Source organism: Anaerococcus ihuae (assembly GCF_928368155.1).
Taxonomy (GTDB): domain Bacteria; phylum Bacillota; class Clostridia; order Tissierellales; family Peptoniphilaceae; genus Anaerococcus; species Anaerococcus ihuae.
Genome location: NZ_CAKMRU010000001.1, coordinates 938,464 through 957,940 on the forward strand (window position 1 = coordinate 938,464; position 19,477 = coordinate 957,940).

The 19,477-nt window shown below is 27.1% G+C and carries 21 protein-coding genes and 1 other annotated feature; of the genes, 4 read left to right on the forward strand and 17 right to left on the reverse strand.

Annotation, left to right across the window (positions count from 1 at the left end; all coding sequences use genetic code 11):
• Positions 1 to 60: 60 nt before the first annotated feature.
• From aroQ to hpf, 6 genes are all read right to left on the reverse strand, one after another.
• Positions 61 to 489, reverse strand: a complete 429-nt coding sequence (gene aroQ, locus L6653_RS04500; protein WP_236785704.1) for a type II 3-dehydroquinate dehydratase — start codon at positions 487 to 489, stop codon at positions 61 to 63.
• The gene (locus L6653_RS04505; RefSeq protein ID WP_236785705.1) at positions 470 to 1,111 is read right to left on the reverse strand and encodes a shikimate kinase; all 642 of its coding nucleotides are present in this window, start codon (positions 1,109 to 1,111) and stop codon (positions 470 to 472) included. The genes aroQ and L6653_RS04505 overlap by 20 nt, the downstream gene beginning before the upstream one ends.
• A gap of 32 nt (positions 1,112 to 1,143) precedes the next feature.
• Complete coding sequence (locus L6653_RS04510) at positions 1,144 to 1,956, reverse strand: chorismate mutase (RefSeq protein ID WP_236785706.1); 813 nt, start codon at positions 1,954 to 1,956, stop codon at positions 1,144 to 1,146.
• A complete protein-coding gene (gene aroA, locus L6653_RS04515; protein WP_236785707.1) occupies positions 1,957 to 3,186 on the reverse strand; it encodes a 3-phosphoshikimate 1-carboxyvinyltransferase in 1,230 nt (409 codons plus the stop codon).
• Entirely contained in the window at positions 3,173 to 4,204 is a 1,032-nt protein-coding gene (gene aroB / locus L6653_RS04520; RefSeq protein WP_236785708.1) for a 3-dehydroquinate synthase, read from the reverse strand. The genes aroA and aroB overlap by 14 nt, the downstream gene beginning before the upstream one ends.
• Before the next feature lie 109 nt (positions 4,205 to 4,313).
• Positions 4,314 to 4,847 (reverse strand): ribosome hibernation-promoting factor, HPF/YfiA family, encoded by a 534-nt coding sequence (hpf, locus tag L6653_RS04525; protein ID WP_236785709.1) that lies wholly within the window; start codon positions 4,845 to 4,847, stop codon positions 4,314 to 4,316.
• Positions 4,848 to 4,958: 111 nt separating this feature from the next.
• Here hpf and L6653_RS04530 point away from each other — a divergent pair, with 111 nt between their 5' ends.
• The 4 genes from L6653_RS04530 to L6653_RS04545 are packed head-to-tail and all read left to right on the forward strand — an operon-like array spanning position 4,959 to position 8,969.
• Complete coding sequence (locus L6653_RS04530) at positions 4,959 to 6,869, forward strand: alpha/beta hydrolase family protein (RefSeq protein ID WP_236785710.1); 1,911 nt, start codon at positions 4,959 to 4,961, stop codon at positions 6,867 to 6,869.
• Positions 6,870 to 6,871: 2 nt separating this feature from the next.
• Positions 6,872 to 7,741 carry a YihY/virulence factor BrkB family protein gene (locus L6653_RS04535; RefSeq protein ID WP_236785711.1) on the forward strand — a complete coding sequence of 290 codons (870 nt, stop codon included), beginning with the start codon at positions 6,872 to 6,874 and terminating at the stop codon, positions 7,739 to 7,741.
• Positions 7,741 to 8,433 (forward strand): radical SAM protein, encoded by a 693-nt coding sequence (locus tag L6653_RS04540; RefSeq protein ID WP_236785712.1) that lies wholly within the window; start codon positions 7,741 to 7,743, stop codon positions 8,431 to 8,433. The genes L6653_RS04535 and L6653_RS04540 overlap by 1 nt, the downstream gene beginning before the upstream one ends.
• Positions 8,433 to 8,969: a 5-formyltetrahydrofolate cyclo-ligase gene (locus L6653_RS04545; RefSeq protein WP_236785713.1), complete on the forward strand. Its 537-nt coding sequence runs from the start codon at positions 8,433 to 8,435 to the stop codon at positions 8,967 to 8,969. The genes L6653_RS04540 and L6653_RS04545 overlap by 1 nt, the downstream gene beginning before the upstream one ends.
• Positions 8,970 to 9,019: 50 nt before the next feature.
• On the opposite strand, the gene L6653_RS04550 is transcribed toward L6653_RS04545, so the two are convergent.
• The 11 genes from L6653_RS04550 to L6653_RS04600 all read right to left on the reverse strand — a co-directional run bounded on the left by L6653_RS04550 (position 9,020) and on the right by L6653_RS04600 (position 19,477).
• On the reverse strand, positions 9,020 to 9,274 hold the full coding sequence (locus L6653_RS04550) for a hypothetical protein (RefSeq protein ID WP_236785714.1): 255 nt from the start codon (positions 9,272 to 9,274) through the stop codon (positions 9,020 to 9,022).
• Between the two features lie 235 nt (positions 9,275 to 9,509).
• Positions 9,510 to 10,799: a serine--tRNA ligase gene (gene serS, locus L6653_RS04555; RefSeq protein ID WP_236785715.1), complete on the reverse strand. Its 1,290-nt coding sequence runs from the start codon at positions 10,797 to 10,799 to the stop codon at positions 9,510 to 9,512.
• Positions 10,800 to 10,837: 38 nt separating this feature from the next.
• Positions 10,838 to 11,004: a binding site (T-box leader), on the reverse strand.
• A gap of 35 nt (positions 11,005 to 11,039) precedes the next feature.
• Positions 11,040 to 11,702, reverse strand: coding sequence for an NAD(P)H-hydrate epimerase (locus tag L6653_RS04560; RefSeq protein ID WP_236785716.1), 663 nt, complete (start codon positions 11,700 to 11,702; stop codon positions 11,040 to 11,042).
• A gap of 9 nt (positions 11,703 to 11,711) precedes the next feature.
• A complete protein-coding gene (locus L6653_RS04565; RefSeq protein ID WP_236785717.1) occupies positions 11,712 to 12,671 on the reverse strand; it encodes an ATP-binding protein in 960 nt (319 codons plus the stop codon).
• A complete protein-coding gene (locus L6653_RS04570; protein WP_236785718.1) occupies positions 12,668 to 13,429 on the reverse strand; it encodes a DnaD domain-containing protein in 762 nt (253 codons plus the stop codon). Before L6653_RS04570 ends, L6653_RS04565 begins: the two co-directional genes overlap by 4 nt.
• The gene (locus L6653_RS04575; RefSeq protein ID WP_236785719.1) at positions 13,419 to 13,982 is read right to left on the reverse strand and encodes a GNAT family N-acetyltransferase; all 564 of its coding nucleotides are present in this window, start codon (positions 13,980 to 13,982) and stop codon (positions 13,419 to 13,421) included. The genes L6653_RS04570 and L6653_RS04575 overlap by 11 nt, the downstream gene beginning before the upstream one ends.
• 1 nt (position 13,983) lies before the next feature.
• Positions 13,984 to 15,306, reverse strand: coding sequence for a replicative DNA helicase (gene dnaB, locus L6653_RS04580; RefSeq protein ID WP_060802262.1), 1,323 nt, complete (start codon positions 15,304 to 15,306; stop codon positions 13,984 to 13,986).
• Positions 15,306 to 15,746: a 50S ribosomal protein L9 gene (rplI, locus tag L6653_RS04585; RefSeq protein ID WP_236785720.1), complete on the reverse strand. Its 441-nt coding sequence runs from the start codon at positions 15,744 to 15,746 to the stop codon at positions 15,306 to 15,308. Before rplI ends, dnaB begins: the two co-directional genes overlap by 1 nt.
• Complete coding sequence (locus L6653_RS04590; protein WP_236785721.1) at positions 15,727 to 17,730, reverse strand: DHH family phosphoesterase; 2,004 nt, start codon at positions 17,728 to 17,730, stop codon at positions 15,727 to 15,729. Before L6653_RS04590 ends, rplI begins: the two co-directional genes overlap by 20 nt.
• A complete protein-coding gene (locus L6653_RS04595; protein WP_236785722.1) occupies positions 17,727 to 18,614 on the reverse strand; it encodes a DUF2232 domain-containing protein in 888 nt (295 codons plus the stop codon). Before L6653_RS04595 ends, L6653_RS04590 begins: the two co-directional genes overlap by 4 nt.
• Before the next feature lie 116 nt (positions 18,615 to 18,730).
• A complete protein-coding gene (locus L6653_RS04600; RefSeq protein WP_236785723.1) occupies positions 18,731 to 19,477 on the reverse strand; it encodes an ABC transporter ATP-binding protein in 747 nt (248 codons plus the stop codon).

Here is a 19,477-nt window from a genome sequence, read left to right on the forward strand (position 1 = left end):
TATCACTTATATAATATTAAATGAAAATTTATCAAATGTAAAATAAATTATTCAATTTATTCAAAAATTCTCTTTAAAATATTTAATCGCATCAATATAGCCGTCAAATCCCTTGCCTTTTATGGTTTTTTTTGCAAAATATGATACGTAGGATTTTTTTCTAAAATCTTCTCTGTTTTCAATATCAGTCAGATGCACTTCAACTGTTGGAATATTTACAGCCTTTAATGCATCCAAAATTGCAATTGATGTGTGGGTATAAGCAGCAGGATTTATAATAATTCCATCGTAGAAATTGTAAGCTTCTTGAATTTTATTTATAATTTGCCCTTCAGAATTTGACTGGTAAATTTCTATTTCTATATTATTTTCATTTGCAAAATCTTTTATATATTTTATCAAATCCTTGTAACTTTTATTTCCATAGAGATTTTTTTCCCTTATTCCAATCATATTTATATTTGGTCCATTAATAACTAATATTCTCATAAAATTTCTCCTCTATTTTCTTTGCACAAGTTTTTAAATCATTATTTTCTACTTCAAAATCCTTAAATTTATCATATAAATTTTTTCTTTTATTATAAAGATCTATTATTTTATATTTTTTTGAAAGAGGCCTTCCTTTAATTTCTAGTTTTTCTAAATCTCTTTTTACATTTACAATAAGGGAATTTTCTTTAAGCCTATAATAATTTTCTTCTTTCTCAACAATTCCACCACCACAGCTTATAATTAAGCCAGTTTTTTTTGAAAATTCTTCTAAAATTTCACTTTCCTTTTTTCTAAATGCCTCTTCCCCATAATTTTTGAAAAATTCTTCAATATTGCCATATTTTTTTTCAAATTCTAGGTCAAGATCAATAAATTTTCTATTCATATTTTCTGCCAAAATTTTTCCAAGAGAAGTTTTTCCAGATCCTGGCATGCCTATTAGAGCAAGATTTAATTGATCTTTCATTAGGGATTTTTTTATATTTTCAATCATTGACTCATCAAATTTTTTGTCCAAAAATAATTCACAAGCTTTTACTGCTTGGGCAATCAACATGTCAATCCCACAAGCATATTTTATATTTTTTAATTTTCCATCAATTAAAATTTTTGTCATATTTGGATTATAAATTAAATCTATTACAGCCTCTATTTTTTAAAATCATCCAAATTTATTTCTTCAATATATTCATTATTGTTTGGATACATGCCAACTGGAGTTGTGTTTATAATAATCTCAAAATCAGAAAAATCTCTTGCATCTTTAAAATAGGGTTCAAATCTTCTAGATAAAAAAACAATTTCTTTTGCACCCTCATCTTTCAAAACTTCTTCTACAGTTTTTGATGAGGCACCTTTTCCTAAAATCAGACACTTTTTATTCTTTATATCTATTTTATTTTTTTTAAGATTAAAAGAAAATCCATAATAATCAGTATTATAACCGTAAAGTTTTCCGTTTTTATTAACTATTGTGTTTACTGCTCCAATTTTTTTTGCCTTATCCGATACATAATCAAGGTATTTTATTACAGTTTTTTTGTAGGGAATGGTTACATTTATCCCTTTAAAATCTTTTTTTTCAAAAAAATCATCCAATTCATCTTCATTTTTTTCAAAATATTGGTAATCGTAATATCCAATTTTTTCATGAATAGTTTTTGAATAAGAATGGCCCAATTTTTTTCCCAAAAGTCCATAAGATTCATTTTCTTTTTGTAGGTTTTTGGATTGGCCCATTATTTCTTGGTAAATTTTCACAAAATATTTTCCATATTTTGGATTACCTTCTTTAATTTTTTTTAATATTTCCTTTTCTCTTACTGGGTCATAAATTTTTTTATTGTGATAAATTTTATAAGCCCTTACTTTTTTTGAAAGATCAAACCTTTTTTCCAATAAGCCTATAATTTCCTCATCAATCTTATTTATATTTTGTCTAATTTCTTTTAAATCTTCCATTTAAGCTCCTATATATTCAATTTTTCCTCCTAATTTTTCAAAAGTTTTAAAAAATGAAGGATAAGACTTATCTACTGCCCTATAATTTTTTATAATAATATCATCTTTTGCCATCAAGGATCCTATGCTTGCTGCCATAACAATTCTGTGATCATTAAAGGAGTCGACTTCTCCTCCTATAACTTTGCCTGAAATTTCTAAACCATCTCCAACAATTTCGCACTTTGCTCCCAAATCATTTAGCATTTTTTTCGTTGATTCAAGTCTATCACTTTCTTTTAGCCTTAATCTTTTACCATTTACAATATAAGATTTTTTGTCAAGAAGAGTAAGTAAGACTCCAACTATTGGACATAGATCTGGAATTTGGGAAATATCTATTATTAATTTTTTATTTTCCCTTTTGCATTTTTTTATTTTTTTACAAATTTCTACAATTTCCCTATCTTTTTGCAAGGAATCTTCCTTTAAATTATTTATTTTTATATTGGAATTTATAAGATTTGCCCCATAAAAAAAGGCTGCATTTGACCAATCGCCCTCTACATAGTAATTTTTGGGGGATTTTATTTGTGCATTTTCAATATAATAGGAGTGATTTTCTTTTTTCACTTTAACATTAAAATCTTTTAAAACTTTTCTTGTTATATCAATATAGCCAATTGATTCCGGTTTTTCTTTTAATTTTATATAAGTTTTTCCTGATAATTTGCTTGCAGCAAGCATGATCGAGCTTATATATTGGCTAGATTTATTTTCCAAAAATTCAAATTCACCCGATTCTAATTTTCCTTTTATTGAATATGGAATTTTGTCAGATGAAATTTTTAATCCATGCTTTCTTAAATTATTTATTAATTCTAGATTTGGTCTTTGACCAAGTCTTTTTTCTCCAATAATCTTTGTATTTTTTGAAAAATGAGTGCAAACTCCAGTAAAAAACCTCAAGGAAGTTCCAGATTCGTGCATATCTATGGTAGAATTTTCTCTTTTTTCCTTTGGTGGATTAATTTTTACAAAATTTTCATTTTTTTCAATTTCTACTCCCAAATTTTTTAAAGCTTGTATTGTAACATTTATATCTTTTGAAAATTCATTTATATAAATATTTGTAGGCTCATCGCAAAGTCCTGCCAAAATTAAAGCTCTATGGGCAAAAGATTTTGAAGAGATTGCATCAATTTCGCCTTTTAGTTTTGAAGGGTGAATTAAAATATTATCTGTTTTCATAAATTTCCCTCAATTCCTTAAAATCTATATTTAAAATCTCACAAGTTCCTAATTTTTTCACAACAATTATATTGATTTTATCTTTCCTTGATTTTTTATCTAGCTTGCAAATTTTTATAATTTCGTCTGTATCAAAATTTATATCATAATCTAGGTCGTATTTTTTTAATACTTTTACAAAATCATCGTAAAAATCTTTATAAAAATTTTTGACCATAATTTTCATGCCAAGAGCAACTGCATGGCCGTGGCTTATTTTAAAATTTGAATTTATTTCGATTGCATGGGCAAAGGTGTGACCATAATTTAAAATTTGCCTAATACCAAAGTCTTTTTCATCTTCTTTAACCACTTCTTTTTTTATTTCTAAGCATTTTTTTATAATTGATGGGAGATTTTCATAAGTTTTACTTACATTTTCTTTTGAAATTTCATCAAAAATAGACTTATCCCTAATCATTGCGTATTTTATTGCTTCAGCCAAACCATCCTTAAAATAATAATCTGATAGGGTTTTTAAAAAATCTGTATCTATAAAAACTTTTTTTGGCTGGTAGAAAGATCCACACAAATTCTTACCTGCTTTTAAATTTACAGCAGTTTTTCCACCAACTGATGAATCGATTGATGATAAAAATGTTGTAGGAATCATTATAAAATCAAGCCCTCTTAAATATAAAGAAGCAGAAAGAGCAGAAATATCTCCAACAACTCCACCACCAAAGGCTATAAATAAATCATTTCTCCTGTATTCATTTTCTGCAGCAAATTCTAAAATTTTAACCAAATTTTCTGTAGACTTTGATTCTTCCCCATTTTCTAAAATAAATTTTTTATAAGAAAACCCTTCAAATTCTCTTTCAAGTTTTTTTCCATGAATTTTATATACCAAATCATCACTTATTATTAAAATTTTTGAATTTTTGTAGTTTTCTTTTAAATATGTATTTAATTTTTTTATAATTTTTGGACCTATTTCTACTTCATAGGGGTTTTCCAAATCAACTCTTAATTTCATTTTTTCTCTTTCTTTTTTAAAAAATATTTTTCAAAATTTACTTAAATATATTATATCAAATTAAAGAAAAAAAATACTGCTGCAAAATAATTTGCAGCAGCTAATTTATTTATTCAGGAATAATTAATCCGTAATGTCCATCTTTTCTTTTATATACAAGTCTGGTTTTCATTTCTTGGTCATCAAGGTATATAAAGAAATCATGGTTTAAAAGTTCCATTTGCATACAAGCTTCTTCGTCGCTCATAGGTCTTAGAACTATCTCTTTTTCTCTTTTGATTTTTGGAAGATTTTCTTCCTTTTCTTCTTCAAAATTTTCAAATGATTCAAATTTGATTGACTCGCCATTTCTTCTATTTCTTTGAAGTTTTGTTTTTTGTTTTCTAATTTGACGAACCAAGGCGTCAATCACCTTATCAATTCCAGTTGAGAAATTATCATTTACCTCTTCTGCCCTTAAAATTGTTCCGCCTTTTAGAAAAATGGTTGATTCAACTTTTTTTAAATTACCTTCGGTAGAAAATTTGAGGTCCATTTCTTCTTCCTTGTTGAAGTATTTGTCAAGCCTATCAAATTTTTCCTTAGCTTCTTCTTTTAAGCTTTCATAAACATTGATGTTTTTGCCTTTAATATTAAGTTTCATATTGAACCTCCATCGTTTTGATATTATATATACCCCTATAAAGTTTATGTAAACCTTTAGTTTTTTCTTTATTAAAATATATTGTATAATGAGATAAAATGAGGAGGAAATATGGAAAAAACAAAAATAAATGATATTTTGACTTATGATTTTTATTCAAATCTTAAAATATCAAACGATGAGAAATTTCTTGCATTTTTAAAAACAAATGCAAATTTAGATAAAAATAAATATAATTCCTATCTTTATCTTTTCGACATAGAAAAAAACAAAAGTTATAAAATTTCTGAAAATAATTCAATAGATCAATTTATTTTCGATCAAGATGATGATTTAATTTATAAGGAAAAATCAGATGATAACTTTGATTATTTTTATAAAAAAGATAGGTCTATGGGAGTAGGAGAACTTTATTTTAAAATAAATAAAAATGTATCCTACCTTAAAGATTTAAAAAATGGATATTATCTTATAAAAGCGACTGAAAAAAAAGAAAAAAAGAAAAAAGAAGAAGAAAAAGAGAATTCCTTTTACAAGGAAATTACAAAAGTACCTTTTTACTTTAACGGTGCAGGTTTTATAAAAAATGAACCTGCAAGTTTGTATTTATACAAAAAAGATGATGGTAGTCTTAAAAAAATCAGAGAATTTTCTAATGAAAATTTAAATGCCTTTGCCATTAATGAAAATAGGGATAAACTTGCCCTTGTTATTGGAAAAAATGACAATGAAGTTTCAAGGCTAAGGGAAGATTTAATAATTTTAGATTTAGAAACAATGGAAGAGAAAACTATAATAGAAAATATTTTTTCCTATTATGATGTATTTTTTGATGAAGAAGATAATTTGATTTTTGTTGGAACTGATATGAAAAAAGGCGGAATAAATGAAGATGCCTTTATTTATAAGAGTAATTTATCAGGAAATTTCGAAAAAATTTCTCCAGATGATTTTGACAAATCTTTTGGAAATTCTATAGGAAGTGATGCAAGATTTGAATCTTTTAAAACTTTCTCATACAAAAATCAAAAACTTTACTTTATAGTTACAGAAAAAGAAGAATCAAAACTTTATTCATTAGACAAAAATAAAAATTTAAAACAAGAAATTTCAGGATGTGTTGAAGACTTTGTAGTTTCTGATGAAAATATTTACTATTTTGCCATGACAGAAGATAGGCTCTCCCACCTAAAAGATAAGAAAAATGAAGAAATTTTACTTGATAATAAAATCAAATCATCACTTGGAAAAATTGAAGAATTTTTCTATGAATCAAACGGCGATAAAATAAGAGGCTATGTTCTTCTTCCAGTTGATTTTGATAAAAACAAAAAATATCCAACACTTTTATCAATTCACGGGGGTCCAAAAACAGAACTTTCAAATATTTTCCACCACGAACACCAAGTTTTTGCAAATGATGGATATATAATTATTTATACAAATCCTCACGGTTCAAGTGGAAATGGTGTGAAGTTTTCTGACATTAGGGGAAAATATGGATCTATTGACTACGAAGATTTAATGAATTTTACAGATTTTGCCATTAAAAAATATCCGCAAATTGATGAGAAAAATATGGGAGTTTATGGTGGATCTTATGGCGGCTTTATGACAAATTGGATTATTTCCCACACTGATAGGTTTAAGGCTGCAAATTCTCAAAGATCAATTTCAAATTGGACTTCATTTTATGGAACTTCTGATATTGGATATTATTTTGGACCAGATCAAACGGGAGCAAATCCTTGGGATAATCTAGAAAAAATGTGGGACCAATGTCCAATAAAATACGCAAAAAATGTAAAGACTCCAACTATGTTTATCCACTCTGATGAAGATTATAGGTGTCCATTGGAACAAGGTCTTCAAATGTATACAAGAATAAAAGAAAATGGAATCGAATCAAAAATGTATATTTTCCACGAAGAAAATCACGAATTATCAAGATCAGGAAAACCAAAAGCAAGAATAAAAAGACTCGAAGCAATAAAAGAATGGTTTGATAGGTTTTTAAAATGAAAATGAGTCAGAAAAATTCAAAAAAATTCATTGTGAATTTGATAGAAAGAATAAAAAATCATGATTTGATGACCCTAGCATCATCCCTTTCCTATTATTTTTTGTCAGCTGCCATTCCAATGCTTTTGGTTTTATCAAATTTGGTGACAAAATATATGAAAGGAAATGAAGATGTGGTAATTGATTATATAAAACTTTTACCAGATTCAATAAAAGGAGTAATAATGATGATTGTTAAATCTATTATTGAATCATCTTCAGTTTCAACAATTTCAACCATAACTTTAATCTTTGCCCTCTGGTCAGCATCAAAAGGAGTTTCAAAATTAATTCTTGCAATTAACGTTGCCTACGGCCTTGAAGATGATCATTCTTTGATAAAAAATAAAATATTTGGGTTTTTGTATACCTTTGTATTAATTTTTATCCTTATTTTTATATTTTTATTAAGAATTTATTCAAAGGGAATATTTAATTTAATAGGTAATGTATTAAAACTTTTAAATTCAGATTTTTCAATAAAAGAATTTTCATGGTTAGTAAATTTAGTATCGGGAATTGTCCCACCGCTAATTTTAATATTTGGACTAGGCCTTCTTTATAAATTTGCCCCCTACAATAATTCTATAAAAGTAAGTTTTAAAGATGCCTTGGTAGGTTCAATTTCAACAGGAATAATGATTACTATAACAAGTTTTGGATATTCGTTTTTCTTAAATAATCTAAGCAATATGTCAGTAATTTATGGGGCCTTGGCAGGAATAATTGCCTTTTTAGTTTGGATGCTTTTATTTTCTCTTACAATAATTTTGGGAGCAGAAATTATAGCAGCTTATATGAAGACAAAAAACACTTTTAGGAAGTTAAAATAATGGAAAGATATGCAGAGATCGATAAAAAATATAAAAGAGAAATTGTACTTCTAAAAGCAAGACCTTGCAGGTGGGGAAAATGTAGGTTTTGCGATTATATAGAAGATAACGAGCTTGATGAAGAAAAAATTGACCAAATAAATAAAAAAGTTTTGGAAAAAGTTACAGGAAAATACGGAGTTCTTGAAATTATAGATTCAGCATCTTTTTTTGAACTAACAGAAAATACAAAAAAAATGATCAAAGACCTCGTTGATTCAAAAAATATCCACACCCTATTTTTTGAATGTCATTGGATTTATAGAAATAAAATTAATGAAATAAGAAATTATTTTAAAAATCAAAAAATAATTATTAAAACTGGGGTAGAAACTTTCGACAATGATTTTCGTGAAAATTATTTAAAAAAGGGAGCAAGTTTTAAAACTTATAAGGATATTTTAAAATATTTTGATTCTCCTTGCATTATGGTTGGAATAAAAGGTCAAACAAAAGAAATGATTGAAAAAGACATTGATATAATTTTAAATCATTTCTCCCATGCAACTGTAAATGTTTTTAATGAAAATTCAACCGATGTTAAAAGAGATAATGAGCTTGTAAAATGGTTTTTAGAAAAATATCACGAAAAATTAAAAGATAATCCAAAAATTGACTACCTATATAATATTACAGATTTTGGAGTAGGTTGATGAAAAATGAGCTTAGAAGATATTTTTTAAATAACAGAAAAAAAATATCTAATTCTGATAAAAAAATTTGGGATGATGAGATAAAAAACAAAGTTATAGAAAGTAAAGCTTATAAAAATGCCAAATCAATTTTTATTTATTATTCAACAGTTGATGAAATTGATACAAAAGAAATAATTAAAAAAGCATTTTTAGATAAAAAGGAAATTTATATACCAAAAATTACAGGAAAACATAAAATGATTCCTGTTTTACTTAAATCCTTTGAAGATCTTACCTATGGAAAATATAAAATAAAAACATCAAGATTAGAAATAACAAATGAAAATATAGACCTTACTATAGTTCCAGGACTTTCATTTGATGAAAATAAATATAGGCTTGGCTATGGCGGTGGATTTTATGATTATTATATAAAAAATCATAAATCCTTTTACATCGGTTTATTTTACCAAATAAATAAATCCTATAAATTAAATTTTGACGATTTTGACCAAAAATTAGATTTAATAATTACAGATAAAAATATTTTCTAAAGAAAAAACTCTAAAGTTTTATTTAAAACTTTAGAGTTTTTCTGTATATTTTAAAAAATTATAGATATTATAGAAAAAATAGAAACACAAATTATAAGTAGATTCCAAAATAAAGACTTATTTTTATATACCAAAACAAAATTTACAAAAAATATAATATAAAAAATAAATGTGATTAATTTAGCTAAATTTTCAGGCACCTTATATCCAAAGTAAGAACTAACTATAAGAAAAATCATAGCTATAGCAAAAATCGCTCTTATAGTTTTATAATATAAATTATCCTTTAGCATTTCAAAATTCATATTATTCCTCCCATAATGAAATATTTTTAATTTTGAGTTTTTATTATTGACTTATATTATAATATTATTATAAAGAAAATTATAATCATTCTCAATACTTTTTGAGAAAATTTTTGCTAATAATTTATCATTACTTAACTGTATCAAATTCTTGTTTATATAAATAAGACAGCAAAGTTAAGTTTTTCCTAACTTTGCTGTCTTTTAATTTTTTATTTAAAGCTAAATAATACTATTATTTATTTTTTGGAAGCAACTTTTCCATTCCACCCATATACATTTGTAGTGGTTTTGGAATTTTAACTGATCCGTCTTCTTGTAATAGGTTTTCTAAAAATGCAATTAACATTCTTGGAGGAGCTACTACTGTATTATTTAATGTGTGGGCAAAATAATTTCCTTTTTCTCCTCTTAATCTTATTTTAAGTCTTCTTGCTTGAGCATCTCCAAGATTTGAACAAGAACCAACTTCAAAATATTTTCCTTGTCTTGGGCTCCACGCTTCAACGTCACAAGATTTTACTTTTAAATCTGCCAAATCTCCTGAACAACATTCGAGTGTTCTTACAGGAATCTCAAGTGATCTGAAAAATTCTACAGTATTTTGCCATAATTCATCATAAAATTTCTTTGAATCTTCTGGTTTACAAATTATAACCATTTCTTGTTTTTCAAATTGGTGAATTCTATAAACTCCACGTTCTTCAATTCCATGAGCTCCAACTTCTTTTCTAAAACATGGTGAATATGAAGTCATTTTTAATGGCATATCATCTTCGTCTGTGATAGAATTTATAAATTTACCAATCATTGAGTGTTCACTTGTTCCGATTAAATATAAGTCTTCGCCTTCGATTTTATACATCATATCTTCCATCTCAGAAAAGCTCATTACTCCTGTAACAACGTCAGATCTAATCATAAATGGAGGAATGTGGTATTCATATCCCTTATCAATCATAAAATCCCTTGCATAAGAAAGAATTGCTGAATGAAGTCTTGCAATATCTCCTTTTAAATAATAAAAACCTGCTCCTGATGTATCTCTTGCAGAATCTAAATCAATTCCATTAAATGTTTCCATAATATCAACGTGATAAGGAACTTCATAATCTGGAGTTACATTTTCACCAAATCTTTCGATTTCTACATTTTCTGTATCATCTTTTCCTATTGGAACTGAATCGTCAATCATTTGTGGAATGACTTGCATTTTTTCTTTTAATTGGTCTTGGAATTTTCTTGTATCTTCTTCAATTTGAACAAGTTTTTCATTTATATCTGAAACTTCTTCTTTTACTTTTTCAGCCTCATCTTTTTTTCCTTGACCCATAAGAGCACCAATTTGCTTTGATGTTTTATTTCTTTTTGCCCTTAAATTATCTCCTTCAGTTTTTACATCCCTTAATTTTTCATCAAGTTCAATAACTTCATCTACCAAAACTAATTTTTCATCTTGGAATTTTTTCTTAATATTTTCCTTAACTAGTTCTGGATTTTCTCTAACAAATTTTATGTCTAACATTTTTCCTCCTAAATTTTTTACAAAAAAATCCCGCCCCAAAAAGGGACGAGATTATCGCGGTACCACCCAAATTAATGAAATAAATTCATTCACTTTAAAATTTATAAGCTCAAAGACGGATTCATTAACTTTCACCAAAGATTTTCACCAACCATCTTCTCTCTAAAGGCTATTTTTAATTACTACTTCTCATCACAGCTTTATTCAATTAATTCTAATATACTTTTATTTTTATTTTTTTCAAATATTTATAAATTTTTCGATTGCTTTTTTTGGAAGGCCTATATCACAAACAACGGTTTTATCTCTAAAATAATTATCTTCATAAAGACCCTTTTTTAAAATTTGCATACAAACAATTAAATCACTATCGACATAAGATCCATAATTATTTTCACCATTTGCATCAAAACCTGAAGGCAAATCAATCGAGATTGTATAGATATTTTTTTCATTTATTAACTCAATAATATTGGCATAAATTCCAGAAACAGGTCTATTTAGTCCAGTTCCAAAAATTCCATCAATAATTGTATTTACCCTATCAAGATTATTTCTTAAAAAATTCATATCTTCAATCGTTTCAATTGGATAAATATCTTCTGTAAGATTTTTACAAGCATTATAATTTATAATAAAATCTTTACTCGCCTTATTCTTATTTCCAATAATATAAATATGGCAATTTTTTCCAAGAGCAAGTAAATTTCTTGCAAGAGCAAGTCCATCTGCTCCATTATTTCCACAAGAAACAATAATTGCAAAAGAGTGTCTTATATCAAGATTAATATTTTCCATCACAGAAAGTGCTGCCCTTTCAACCAAGCACAAAGATGGAATTTTAATCTCATTTATTGCAAATCTATCAATATTTTGCATGGTTTCACGATCTACTAAAAGCATAATTTACTCCTAAAATGAAAGTCTTAAATCTTCTCCAAAAATTTCCATTACATGGCTTGAACCAATAATTCTCGAAAAAATCCTATCCCCGTAAAATTCCATAAGCTCATCTTCAGAATAATTTGATGAAAAAATTATAGGTTTTTTGTTGATAATCCTATCATTTACAATTTCAAATAAATTTGATTCATTAGAATTTCTATCATTTTCACTACCCAAATCATCAATTATCAAAAGGTCAGACTCAAAAATCAAGTCATATCTTTCTTTTAATTCTTCTTTTCTTTCAGAAAAAGCATATAAATAATCATTCATAAAAGAAAATAATTTTGTAGCTGTAAGGTAAAGGACAGAATAATTTTTATCCAAAATTTCCTTGGCAATAGAATTTATCAAAAAAGTCTTTCCCCTTCCCACATCTCCAAAAATATAAAGATTTCTATAAGAATTTGGAAAATCATCCGCGTATGCCTTGGCTTCATTTGCAATTCTTTTTATATTTTCATAAGGACTTATCGGATAATCCTTGTATAGATTTTTTGAATATAAGTTCGGATTAAAAGTCCTAAAATTTTCTCTTTGAACAAGCCTACTTATATTTGATTGGGAATATTTTTTTTCAATAATAAGTTTTTTCCTACAAGAACAAGTTTTTGTATTTACAAAACCAGTATCTTTGCAAATTTCACAATGATAGTGGATTTTAAGATAATCTTTAGGATAGGAATTTTTTATTAAAATTTCTTCTTTTTCCCTATCAAGTTCTCTCAATTTTTTCTTAAATTCTTCTACATCCATTCCCCCTTGGGCAATTTTTGCTCCTTGTTGGCCAAAAGATGCAATTGTCTTATCAATAACCCTAATTCTTGGGAATTTTTCGTAGATTTCTTTTTTTCTTTTTTCCTGATTTTTTATATTATCTATTCTTCTTTTTTCAATTATTCTTGAAATATTATCATTGGGACTCATTTTCTATCCCCTCCTTCAAGAATTCTTCTAAATCTTTCTTCCCTTGCCTTTTCGGCAAAAGATTTTTCTTTTGAATTTCTATTTTTTGACCTATAAACTTTCTTGGCACTTTTATATTTTCTTGGAGATTTTTCCCTCAATAGTTTTGCCCTTTCTTCTTTTATTTTTAAATCATTTAAAGAAAAAACGCTTTGGTCTCTCCAGGTTTTTAAAAATCCCATTACATATTTTACATCAACATTATTAACTTCTTTTGCTTGCCTAAAAGCTTCAGTAACAAGCTCAGGATCTTGCTTATATTCTTCCAAAGTTTCTTGAATTCTTCTAATATCTTGTGGGGTAAGCTGTCTTTGGATAATTCTTTCAACCTGATCAAACATTACAGATTTTCTTTTTGAAATATCAAGCATATTTTCCCCATGATTTTCATTAGAATTTCCAAAGTAGGCTTGTCTTAGGGAAATTATTTCAAGATAAAAGCTCCCATCGCCCCTATCTTTTTTCCTAAACACACCCATATTTATCCAATATGAAATTATTTCATTCATTTTTTCATCATCAAAAATAAGTTGTTTTTTTATTTTTTCTAAATCAACTTCTCCGCTAGATTTTAAATCCTTATATATAAGCAAAAAAACTTTTAGGCTATCACCGTCTGCCATGGGAACATATGTATTTAAAAACATATTTTCAAATGAAGTTTCCCCCATATCCAAACTTAAATTTTGAATTTTAAATTCCAAATTATTACCTTCCATCTTTTCTTATTTTCATTTTTGTAATTAAACTATAGATTTTGCCATTTTTTGTTAAAAAATATTTTTCATCTGGAAAAACTTCTTGATTTTCAAAAATTTCTGTGGTATTTCCAATTTTTCTAAAACCTAATTTTTCGTACAAAGAAATCGCTCTTTTATTAAAATTATTTACATCAAGGTTTAGCTCGTGAAATTTTAAATCATTAAAATAATAATCAAGTAAAATTTTCATAGCCTTATAGCCAAAACCTTTTGACGTATATTTTGGATCAAAAACAATGCCCAATTCACTTTTCCTTAGAATTGGATTGTAATTTTTTAGGCCAATAAAGGCAATAAATTCGTCATCATCAATTTTTCTTACTGCAAAATATCTTTTTCTATAAATATTTACATTCATAAACCAAACTTCGCAGTCAATTTGAGAAAAATTTCCATAATTGTAGCCTTTTAGTCTTTCATCATCGTTCATTGACCATTTTCTTAAATCATAGGCATCATCTAAGTCTAATTTTTTTAAATATATGTCTTCGTCTTTTCCAATTATTTTCATTTTAATCTTCGTGTTTTAAATCTTTAAAAGTCGTACATTGTTTGTGGAAAAATAATTCCATGAGCCCTGTTGGCCCATTTCTGTGCTTTGCCAAAATAACTTTTGCAACATTTGGATTATCATCTTCATCATAATAATCTTCTCTAAACAAAAGCATAACAACATCAGCATCTTGCTCAATTGCTCCAGATTCACGAAGGTCTGATAAAATTGGCTTGTGGTCAGATCTTTTGTCGGCCTCACGAGATAATTGGGCAAGAGATAGAACTGGACAATTAATTTCTTTTGATAAAGATTTTAGTCCTCTTGAAATTTGTGCAATTTCTTGTTGCCTGTTATCAAATCTTCCCTCGCCTGTCATAAGTTGCAAATAATCAATTACAATTAAATCTAAACCTTCTTCAGCTTTTAATCTTTTGCACTTACTCCTAAGCTCTGACAAAGTTATGCCTGGAGTTTCGTCGACATAAATTTCTTTTTCTTTAATTTTTGTAATAGCATTTATTATTTCAATCCACTCGTCAGCCTCCAAATTTCCTGTAATTATTTTTTCAAGATCAATCATTGAAACCATAGAAATTAATCTTTGATTTAATTGGTAGGTTGACATTTCTAATGAAAAAAAGGCAACTGATTTTCCAGCATTTGCTGCATTCCATGCCATGGTAAGTCCAAGAGCAGTTTTTCCCATTGCAGGTCTTGCTGCAAGTAAAATTAATTGAGAATTTTGAAGACCTGATAATTTGTTGTCGACGCTTGAAATTCCTGTAGTAACTCCAGTAATTTTTCCATCATTTAAACTTAAAAGCTCCAATTGTTTGATTGTTTCATCCATAGTTTCTGAAACTCTCACAAGACCCTTTTCAAGATTTTTTTGGCTTATTTCAAAAATTTTTGATTCTGCCATCTCGATTACTTCTTTAGCATCTTTTTTTTGCTCGTAAGATTTTCCAACTATATCATCGCAAGCTCCAATTAAAGCTCTAAGTAAGGCTTTTTCTTTGACATTTTCACAGTATTGGTCCATGTTTGGAGTATAAAATGAGGAGAGTGTTATCTCTAAAATAAACTTCTCTCCCCCAACTTCTTCCAAGATGTTTTCTGATTTTAATTTTGAAATAAGACTTACTTCATCTATTTTTATATCTTTTTGATACATATTAACTAAAGTCTTATAAATTCTTTGGCATCTTGAATCATAAAACTCATATGGCTTTACCAATTGTATAGCCTGGTCTATGGTCTCACTTTTTTTAATTATACAACCAATTATGGCCATTTCTGAATTAATGTCACTAGGCATTTGCCTAAGAGACTCTTCCATTATTCAGCCTCTACATTCACTTTTAATTTTGCAGAAATTTGTTGGTAGAGTTTAATTACAACTTCATAAGTACCTAATGAATCAATATCAGCCTTTTCAATTTTTTTCTTATCAACTTCTATATTTTTTTCATCAAGTGCTTTTTTGATATCCATATTTGTAATTGAACCAAATAATTTTCCATTTTCTCCAGCTTTTACCTTGATTGTTACTTCTGTATTTTCAATTTTTTCTTTATTTTCGTTAGCTTCTTTAATATTTTTATCTTCTTCTTTTTGAAGCTCTTTTAAATGTTCATTAAGTTTTGCTAAATTTTCTTTATTTGCTTCTACCCCAAGATTGTTTGGCAAAATATAGTTTCTAAAGTAACCTTGTTTTACATTTACAACTTCACCTTTTTTACCAATTTTTTTAACATCCTCAGTCAATATTATCTTCATCTTGTAATTCCTCCTCTAAATATTCTTTAATTGCTTTTTGTAGCATAAGTTCTGCTTCCTCAATGCTCATATCAAGTTGAGTTGCAGCTGAGGTCAAATGTCCTCCTCCTCCAATTCTTTCCAAAATTAATTGAACTGAAATATCTCCCAAACTTCTTCCTGATATGTGAATTTTATCATTTGATCTTGTCAAAACAAAACTTGCTTTAACGCCTTTTATATTTAATAAATCATCAGCCGCTTGACTTGCTATTAAAGTTGAACCGTCCATTTCCCTATTGAAATGACCAATTGCTATAAAATCGTAAACAACTGTCGAATCGGCTATAACTTCTGATTTATATTTAACTATTTCAAAATCATCTTTGAACATTCTTTTAATTATTATAGAATCTGCTCCCCATCTTTTTAAAATTGATGCAGCTTCAAAAGTTCTTACTCCAGTTTGATAAACAAAATTTTTAGTATCTACAGTCAAACCTGCAAGAAGGGCTTCCGCAACTGGAACTCTAGCCTTAAACGATTCATCAAAATAATTTAAAATTTCTGTTACGAGCTCACTTGCACTTGATGCATAGGGTTCAATGTAAGAAATTGTAGCATTTCTGATATAATCATTTCCCCTTCTGTGATGGTCAATTATTACAATTTGATCAGTTTTATCCAAAAGTGATGGAGCTTCTGTAGAATTTTTTCTGTGATTATCCGTAACTATCACTAAAGATCCTTGATCCATTAATTCTAAAGCCCTTACTTCTGTAACAAGATCTTCTTTAAAACCTTCTAAATCTTCAACAGTTTTATTGTAAATATTTTCAATTGGTTTATTTACATCATTTAAAACAAAATAACATTTTTTACCAATACTTTTTATTCCCTCATAAATTCCAAGGGCAGATCCAAATGAATCCATGTCTGGATTATTGTGACCCATGACAAAAACTTTTGAAGAATTTTCCACCATTCTTTTTAAAGCTTGAGAAATGACACGACTTCTTACTTTCGAAATTTTTTCTGTTGCTTTTGATTTTCCTCCAAAGTATTCGTAATTATCTCCCTCTTTAATTACAACTTGATCGCCTCCACGAGATAGTGCAATATCAATAGAAATTCTGGATTCTTCGTAAACATCAAAAGGTTTTGAACCTGACAAACCTACACCAACTGATAGGGTTGGCTCAATGGAGTTTCCTTTTTTCACATCCCTGACCATATCCAAAATTTCAAATTTACCTTCATAAATTTTTTTGTAATCTTCATAATGAATCATAACAATATACCTGTCATTTTCATATTTTCTGACCATGGCACCATATTTATCAAAATAATTCATTATAAGCTTATCAATCTTTCCTGTTACAGATGACATATCGCTTGCTTTGGTTGATTGTCTTAAATCATCGAAATTATCGATATACATTGTCAAAACTACAAGTCTTCTGTCTTTAAATATTTTTTTAATGTTTTCATCACTTGTATTGTCAATTCCATAGACAAAGGTAAGCTCATCATCAAATTTTTCTCTTTTTATTGTAGAATAATAAAATTCATAAATTTTATCATAAATATTAACTGTAATAGGATCTGTTGATTTTTTTGTAAAATCAATTGAATTAAAATCTGCTATAAAATTATTTACACTTTTTCCTATCAAATTTTTGGCTTCAAATAATTCTTTAAAATTAGAATTGTGCCATTTAATAGTTTTCCCCTCTTCTAAGATTACTATAGGAAATGGCATTTGAAAAACAACATTTTTAGTTATTTCGTCAAATGAATAATCCATCTCATCTATATATGCTTGAAAATAATCTTCATTGTGATCGTCAATTTTTTTTATATAAAAATATAGTAAAACCACAAAAATTAAACCAATGGTTGCAAATATTTTTTCATAAAAAAATAAGATTAAAGAAATAAGCAGAGGTAATATTAATATAAATATATAATTTTCTTTTGTAAAATACCTTAATTTATCTTTCATCTTATCCTCACTTTTTTTCTAAAATTAACAAATGTGTCAATAAATCCAATAAGGGCAATTATTTCTCCTGCATATGAAAATAATATAAACATTAAAAACCAGTTGAAAACCCTTGATATTTTGTTTTTTCTTAATGATACAAAATAATCTATAAGTAAAATTCCATTTAAAGAAAATATTAATTTCAAAGTCATTATTGAATTTAAATATATAAACTCTTCTGAAAATCCTAACAGTTTACTTAAAACTACCGAAATAATCAAGGATGCAAAAATAAGCTTTAAATCTTTCACTTCAATTCTTATAGTATTGATTATTCTTAAATCTCTTATATTTTCATCTTTATAATTCAAGTAATTTCTAACTAATTTTAAAGAAATCATACTATAAATTAATGAAAAGAAAACTATAAGCGATGGCATAGTTGTTAGACTTTTTCTTATTATTTCCTTATCAAATTTAAAATCTTGTTCGACAAATACTTGCTCTACGTTTTTTACTAAATCATTTATTTTAAAATCTGTCTTAGTGTAAAGATACCCAATAATCGCCAAAGATAAAACTGAAAATATTAGTGTAAGTATTTTTATAGAATCCTTGTCAGTTTTATTTCTTTTAATTATATAAAAAATTACAAGTCCAGATATTAACATAGGAAGCATTAAGAAATATGCTAATCTTCTATCAATTAAAGCCAGAATTAATCCGCTTACAAATAAAAATATTGGTTTATTTTTATCATCCAAGTCCCACAATTTTATAGCCGTAAAAATTGGCACACAAAATGCAAAAATCAAATAGTAGCTAGATAAAAAAATTAATCCTACATTTATCAGTCCAAAGATTATTGCACTCACTTTTTCATTTTTTTTATTATCAACCATAAAAATCCTTTCTATTTTTTTAGGATGTTTATCACATAGATTATACGATTTTTAATAAAAAAAAGCTAACCTAAAACTAAGGTTAGCAATAATTTGAATTTTCATTTTGAAATAAACTAGTAATTTAAAATTTTCAAAATTTTGTTTCTGTATTCAATAAATTTTTCACTTGTCCTATCTCTTGGATAATCCAAATCTATATCTACAACTTCTTTAACTCTACCAGGTCTTGGCTCCATTATTATAATTTTTGTAGACATATAAACAGCTTCTTCTACATCGTGAGTAACCATAATCATAAGATTTTTAATTTCTTGCCACAAGTTTAAAATTTCATCTTGCATATTCATTCTTGTAAAAGCATCCAAGCTTCCCAAAGGCTCATCTAGCAGGAATACTTCTGGTTTTGAAATCATAGTCCTAATTAATGAAACTCTTTGGGCCATTCCACCTGATAATTCTTTTGGATAAGAATTTTTAAATTCACTAAGGCCTACTTTTTTTAGCATTTGATTAATTTCTTTCTCATCAATTTTTTCTTCGTTTTTTAATGATCCAGAAAATCCCACATTTTCACCAACACTAAGCCAAGGAAAAAGTGTAGGTTTTTGAAAGACCATGCCCTTTCTTGATGATGGTCTATCGATAATTTCTTTATCCAATAAAATTTCACCTTGGCTTGGTTTAATTAGTCCTGAAATTAATCTTAACATGGTTGATTTCCCACAACCTGATGGGCCAACTATTGAAACAAATTCATTATTTTTTATTGATAAATTTATATTTTTTAGGGCATGTGTTTTTTCATCTTCGTCTATTTTTTCAAAAACTTTTGATACATTTTTTAATTCTAATTTTTCCAT

Bases quoted from the DNA above. Each gene is read 5' to 3' on its own strand.
- aroQ (WP_236785704.1), bottom strand. From the start codon at position 489: ATGAGAATATTAGTTATTAATGGACCAAATATAAATATGATTGGAATA.
- L6653_RS04505 (WP_236785705.1), bottom strand. From the start codon at position 1,111: ATGACAAAAATTTTAATTGATGGAAAATTAAAAAATATAAAATATGCT.
- L6653_RS04510 (WP_236785706.1), bottom strand. From the start codon at position 1,956: ATGGAAGATTTAAAAGAAATTAGACAAAATATAAATAAGATTGATGAG.
- aroA (WP_236785707.1), bottom strand. From the start codon at position 3,186: ATGAAAACAGATAATATTTTAATTCACCCTTCAAAACTAAAAGGCGAA.
- aroB (WP_236785708.1), bottom strand. From the start codon at position 4,204: ATGAAATTAAGAGTTGATTTGGAAAACCCCTATGAAGTAGAAATAGGT.
- hpf (WP_236785709.1), bottom strand. From the start codon at position 4,847: ATGAAACTTAATATTAAAGGCAAAAACATCAATGTTTATGAAAGCTTA.
- L6653_RS04530 (WP_236785710.1), top strand. From the start codon at position 4,959: ATGGAAAAAACAAAAATAAATGATATTTTGACTTATGATTTTTATTCA.
- L6653_RS04535 (WP_236785711.1), top strand. From the start codon at position 6,872: ATGAGTCAGAAAAATTCAAAAAAATTCATTGTGAATTTGATAGAAAGA.
- L6653_RS04540 (WP_236785712.1), top strand. From the start codon at position 7,741: ATGGAAAGATATGCAGAGATCGATAAAAAATATAAAAGAGAAATTGTA.
- L6653_RS04545 (WP_236785713.1), top strand. From the start codon at position 8,433: ATGAAAAATGAGCTTAGAAGATATTTTTTAAATAACAGAAAAAAAATA.
- L6653_RS04550 (WP_236785714.1), bottom strand. From the start codon at position 9,274: ATGAATTTTGAAATGCTAAAGGATAATTTATATTATAAAACTATAAGA.
- serS (WP_236785715.1), bottom strand. From the start codon at position 10,799: ATGTTAGACATAAAATTTGTTAGAGAAAATCCAGAACTAGTTAAGGAA.
- L6653_RS04560 (WP_236785716.1), bottom strand. From the start codon at position 11,702: ATGCTTTTAGTAGATCGTGAAACCATGCAAAATATTGATAGATTTGCA.
- L6653_RS04565 (WP_236785717.1), bottom strand. From the start codon at position 12,671: ATGAGTCCCAATGATAATATTTCAAGAATAATTGAAAAAAGAAGAATA.
- L6653_RS04570 (WP_236785718.1), bottom strand. From the start codon at position 13,429: ATGGAAGGTAATAATTTGGAATTTAAAATTCAAAATTTAAGTTTGGAT.
- L6653_RS04575 (WP_236785719.1), bottom strand. From the start codon at position 13,982: ATGAAAATAATTGGAAAAGACGAAGACATATATTTAAAAAAATTAGAC.
- dnaB (WP_060802262.1), bottom strand. From the start codon at position 15,306: ATGGAAGAGTCTCTTAGGCAAATGCCTAGTGACATTAATTCAGAAATG.
- rplI (WP_236785720.1), bottom strand. From the start codon at position 15,746: ATGAAGATAATATTGACTGAGGATGTTAAAAAAATTGGTAAAAAAGGT.
- L6653_RS04590 (WP_236785721.1), bottom strand. From the start codon at position 17,730: ATGAAAGATAAATTAAGGTATTTTACAAAAGAAAATTATATATTTATA.
- L6653_RS04595 (WP_236785722.1), bottom strand. From the start codon at position 18,614: ATGGTTGATAATAAAAAAAATGAAAAAGTGAGTGCAATAATCTTTGGA.
- L6653_RS04600 (WP_236785723.1), bottom strand. From the start codon at position 19,477: ATGGAAAAATTAGAATTAAAAAATGTATCAAAAGTTTTTGAAAAAATA.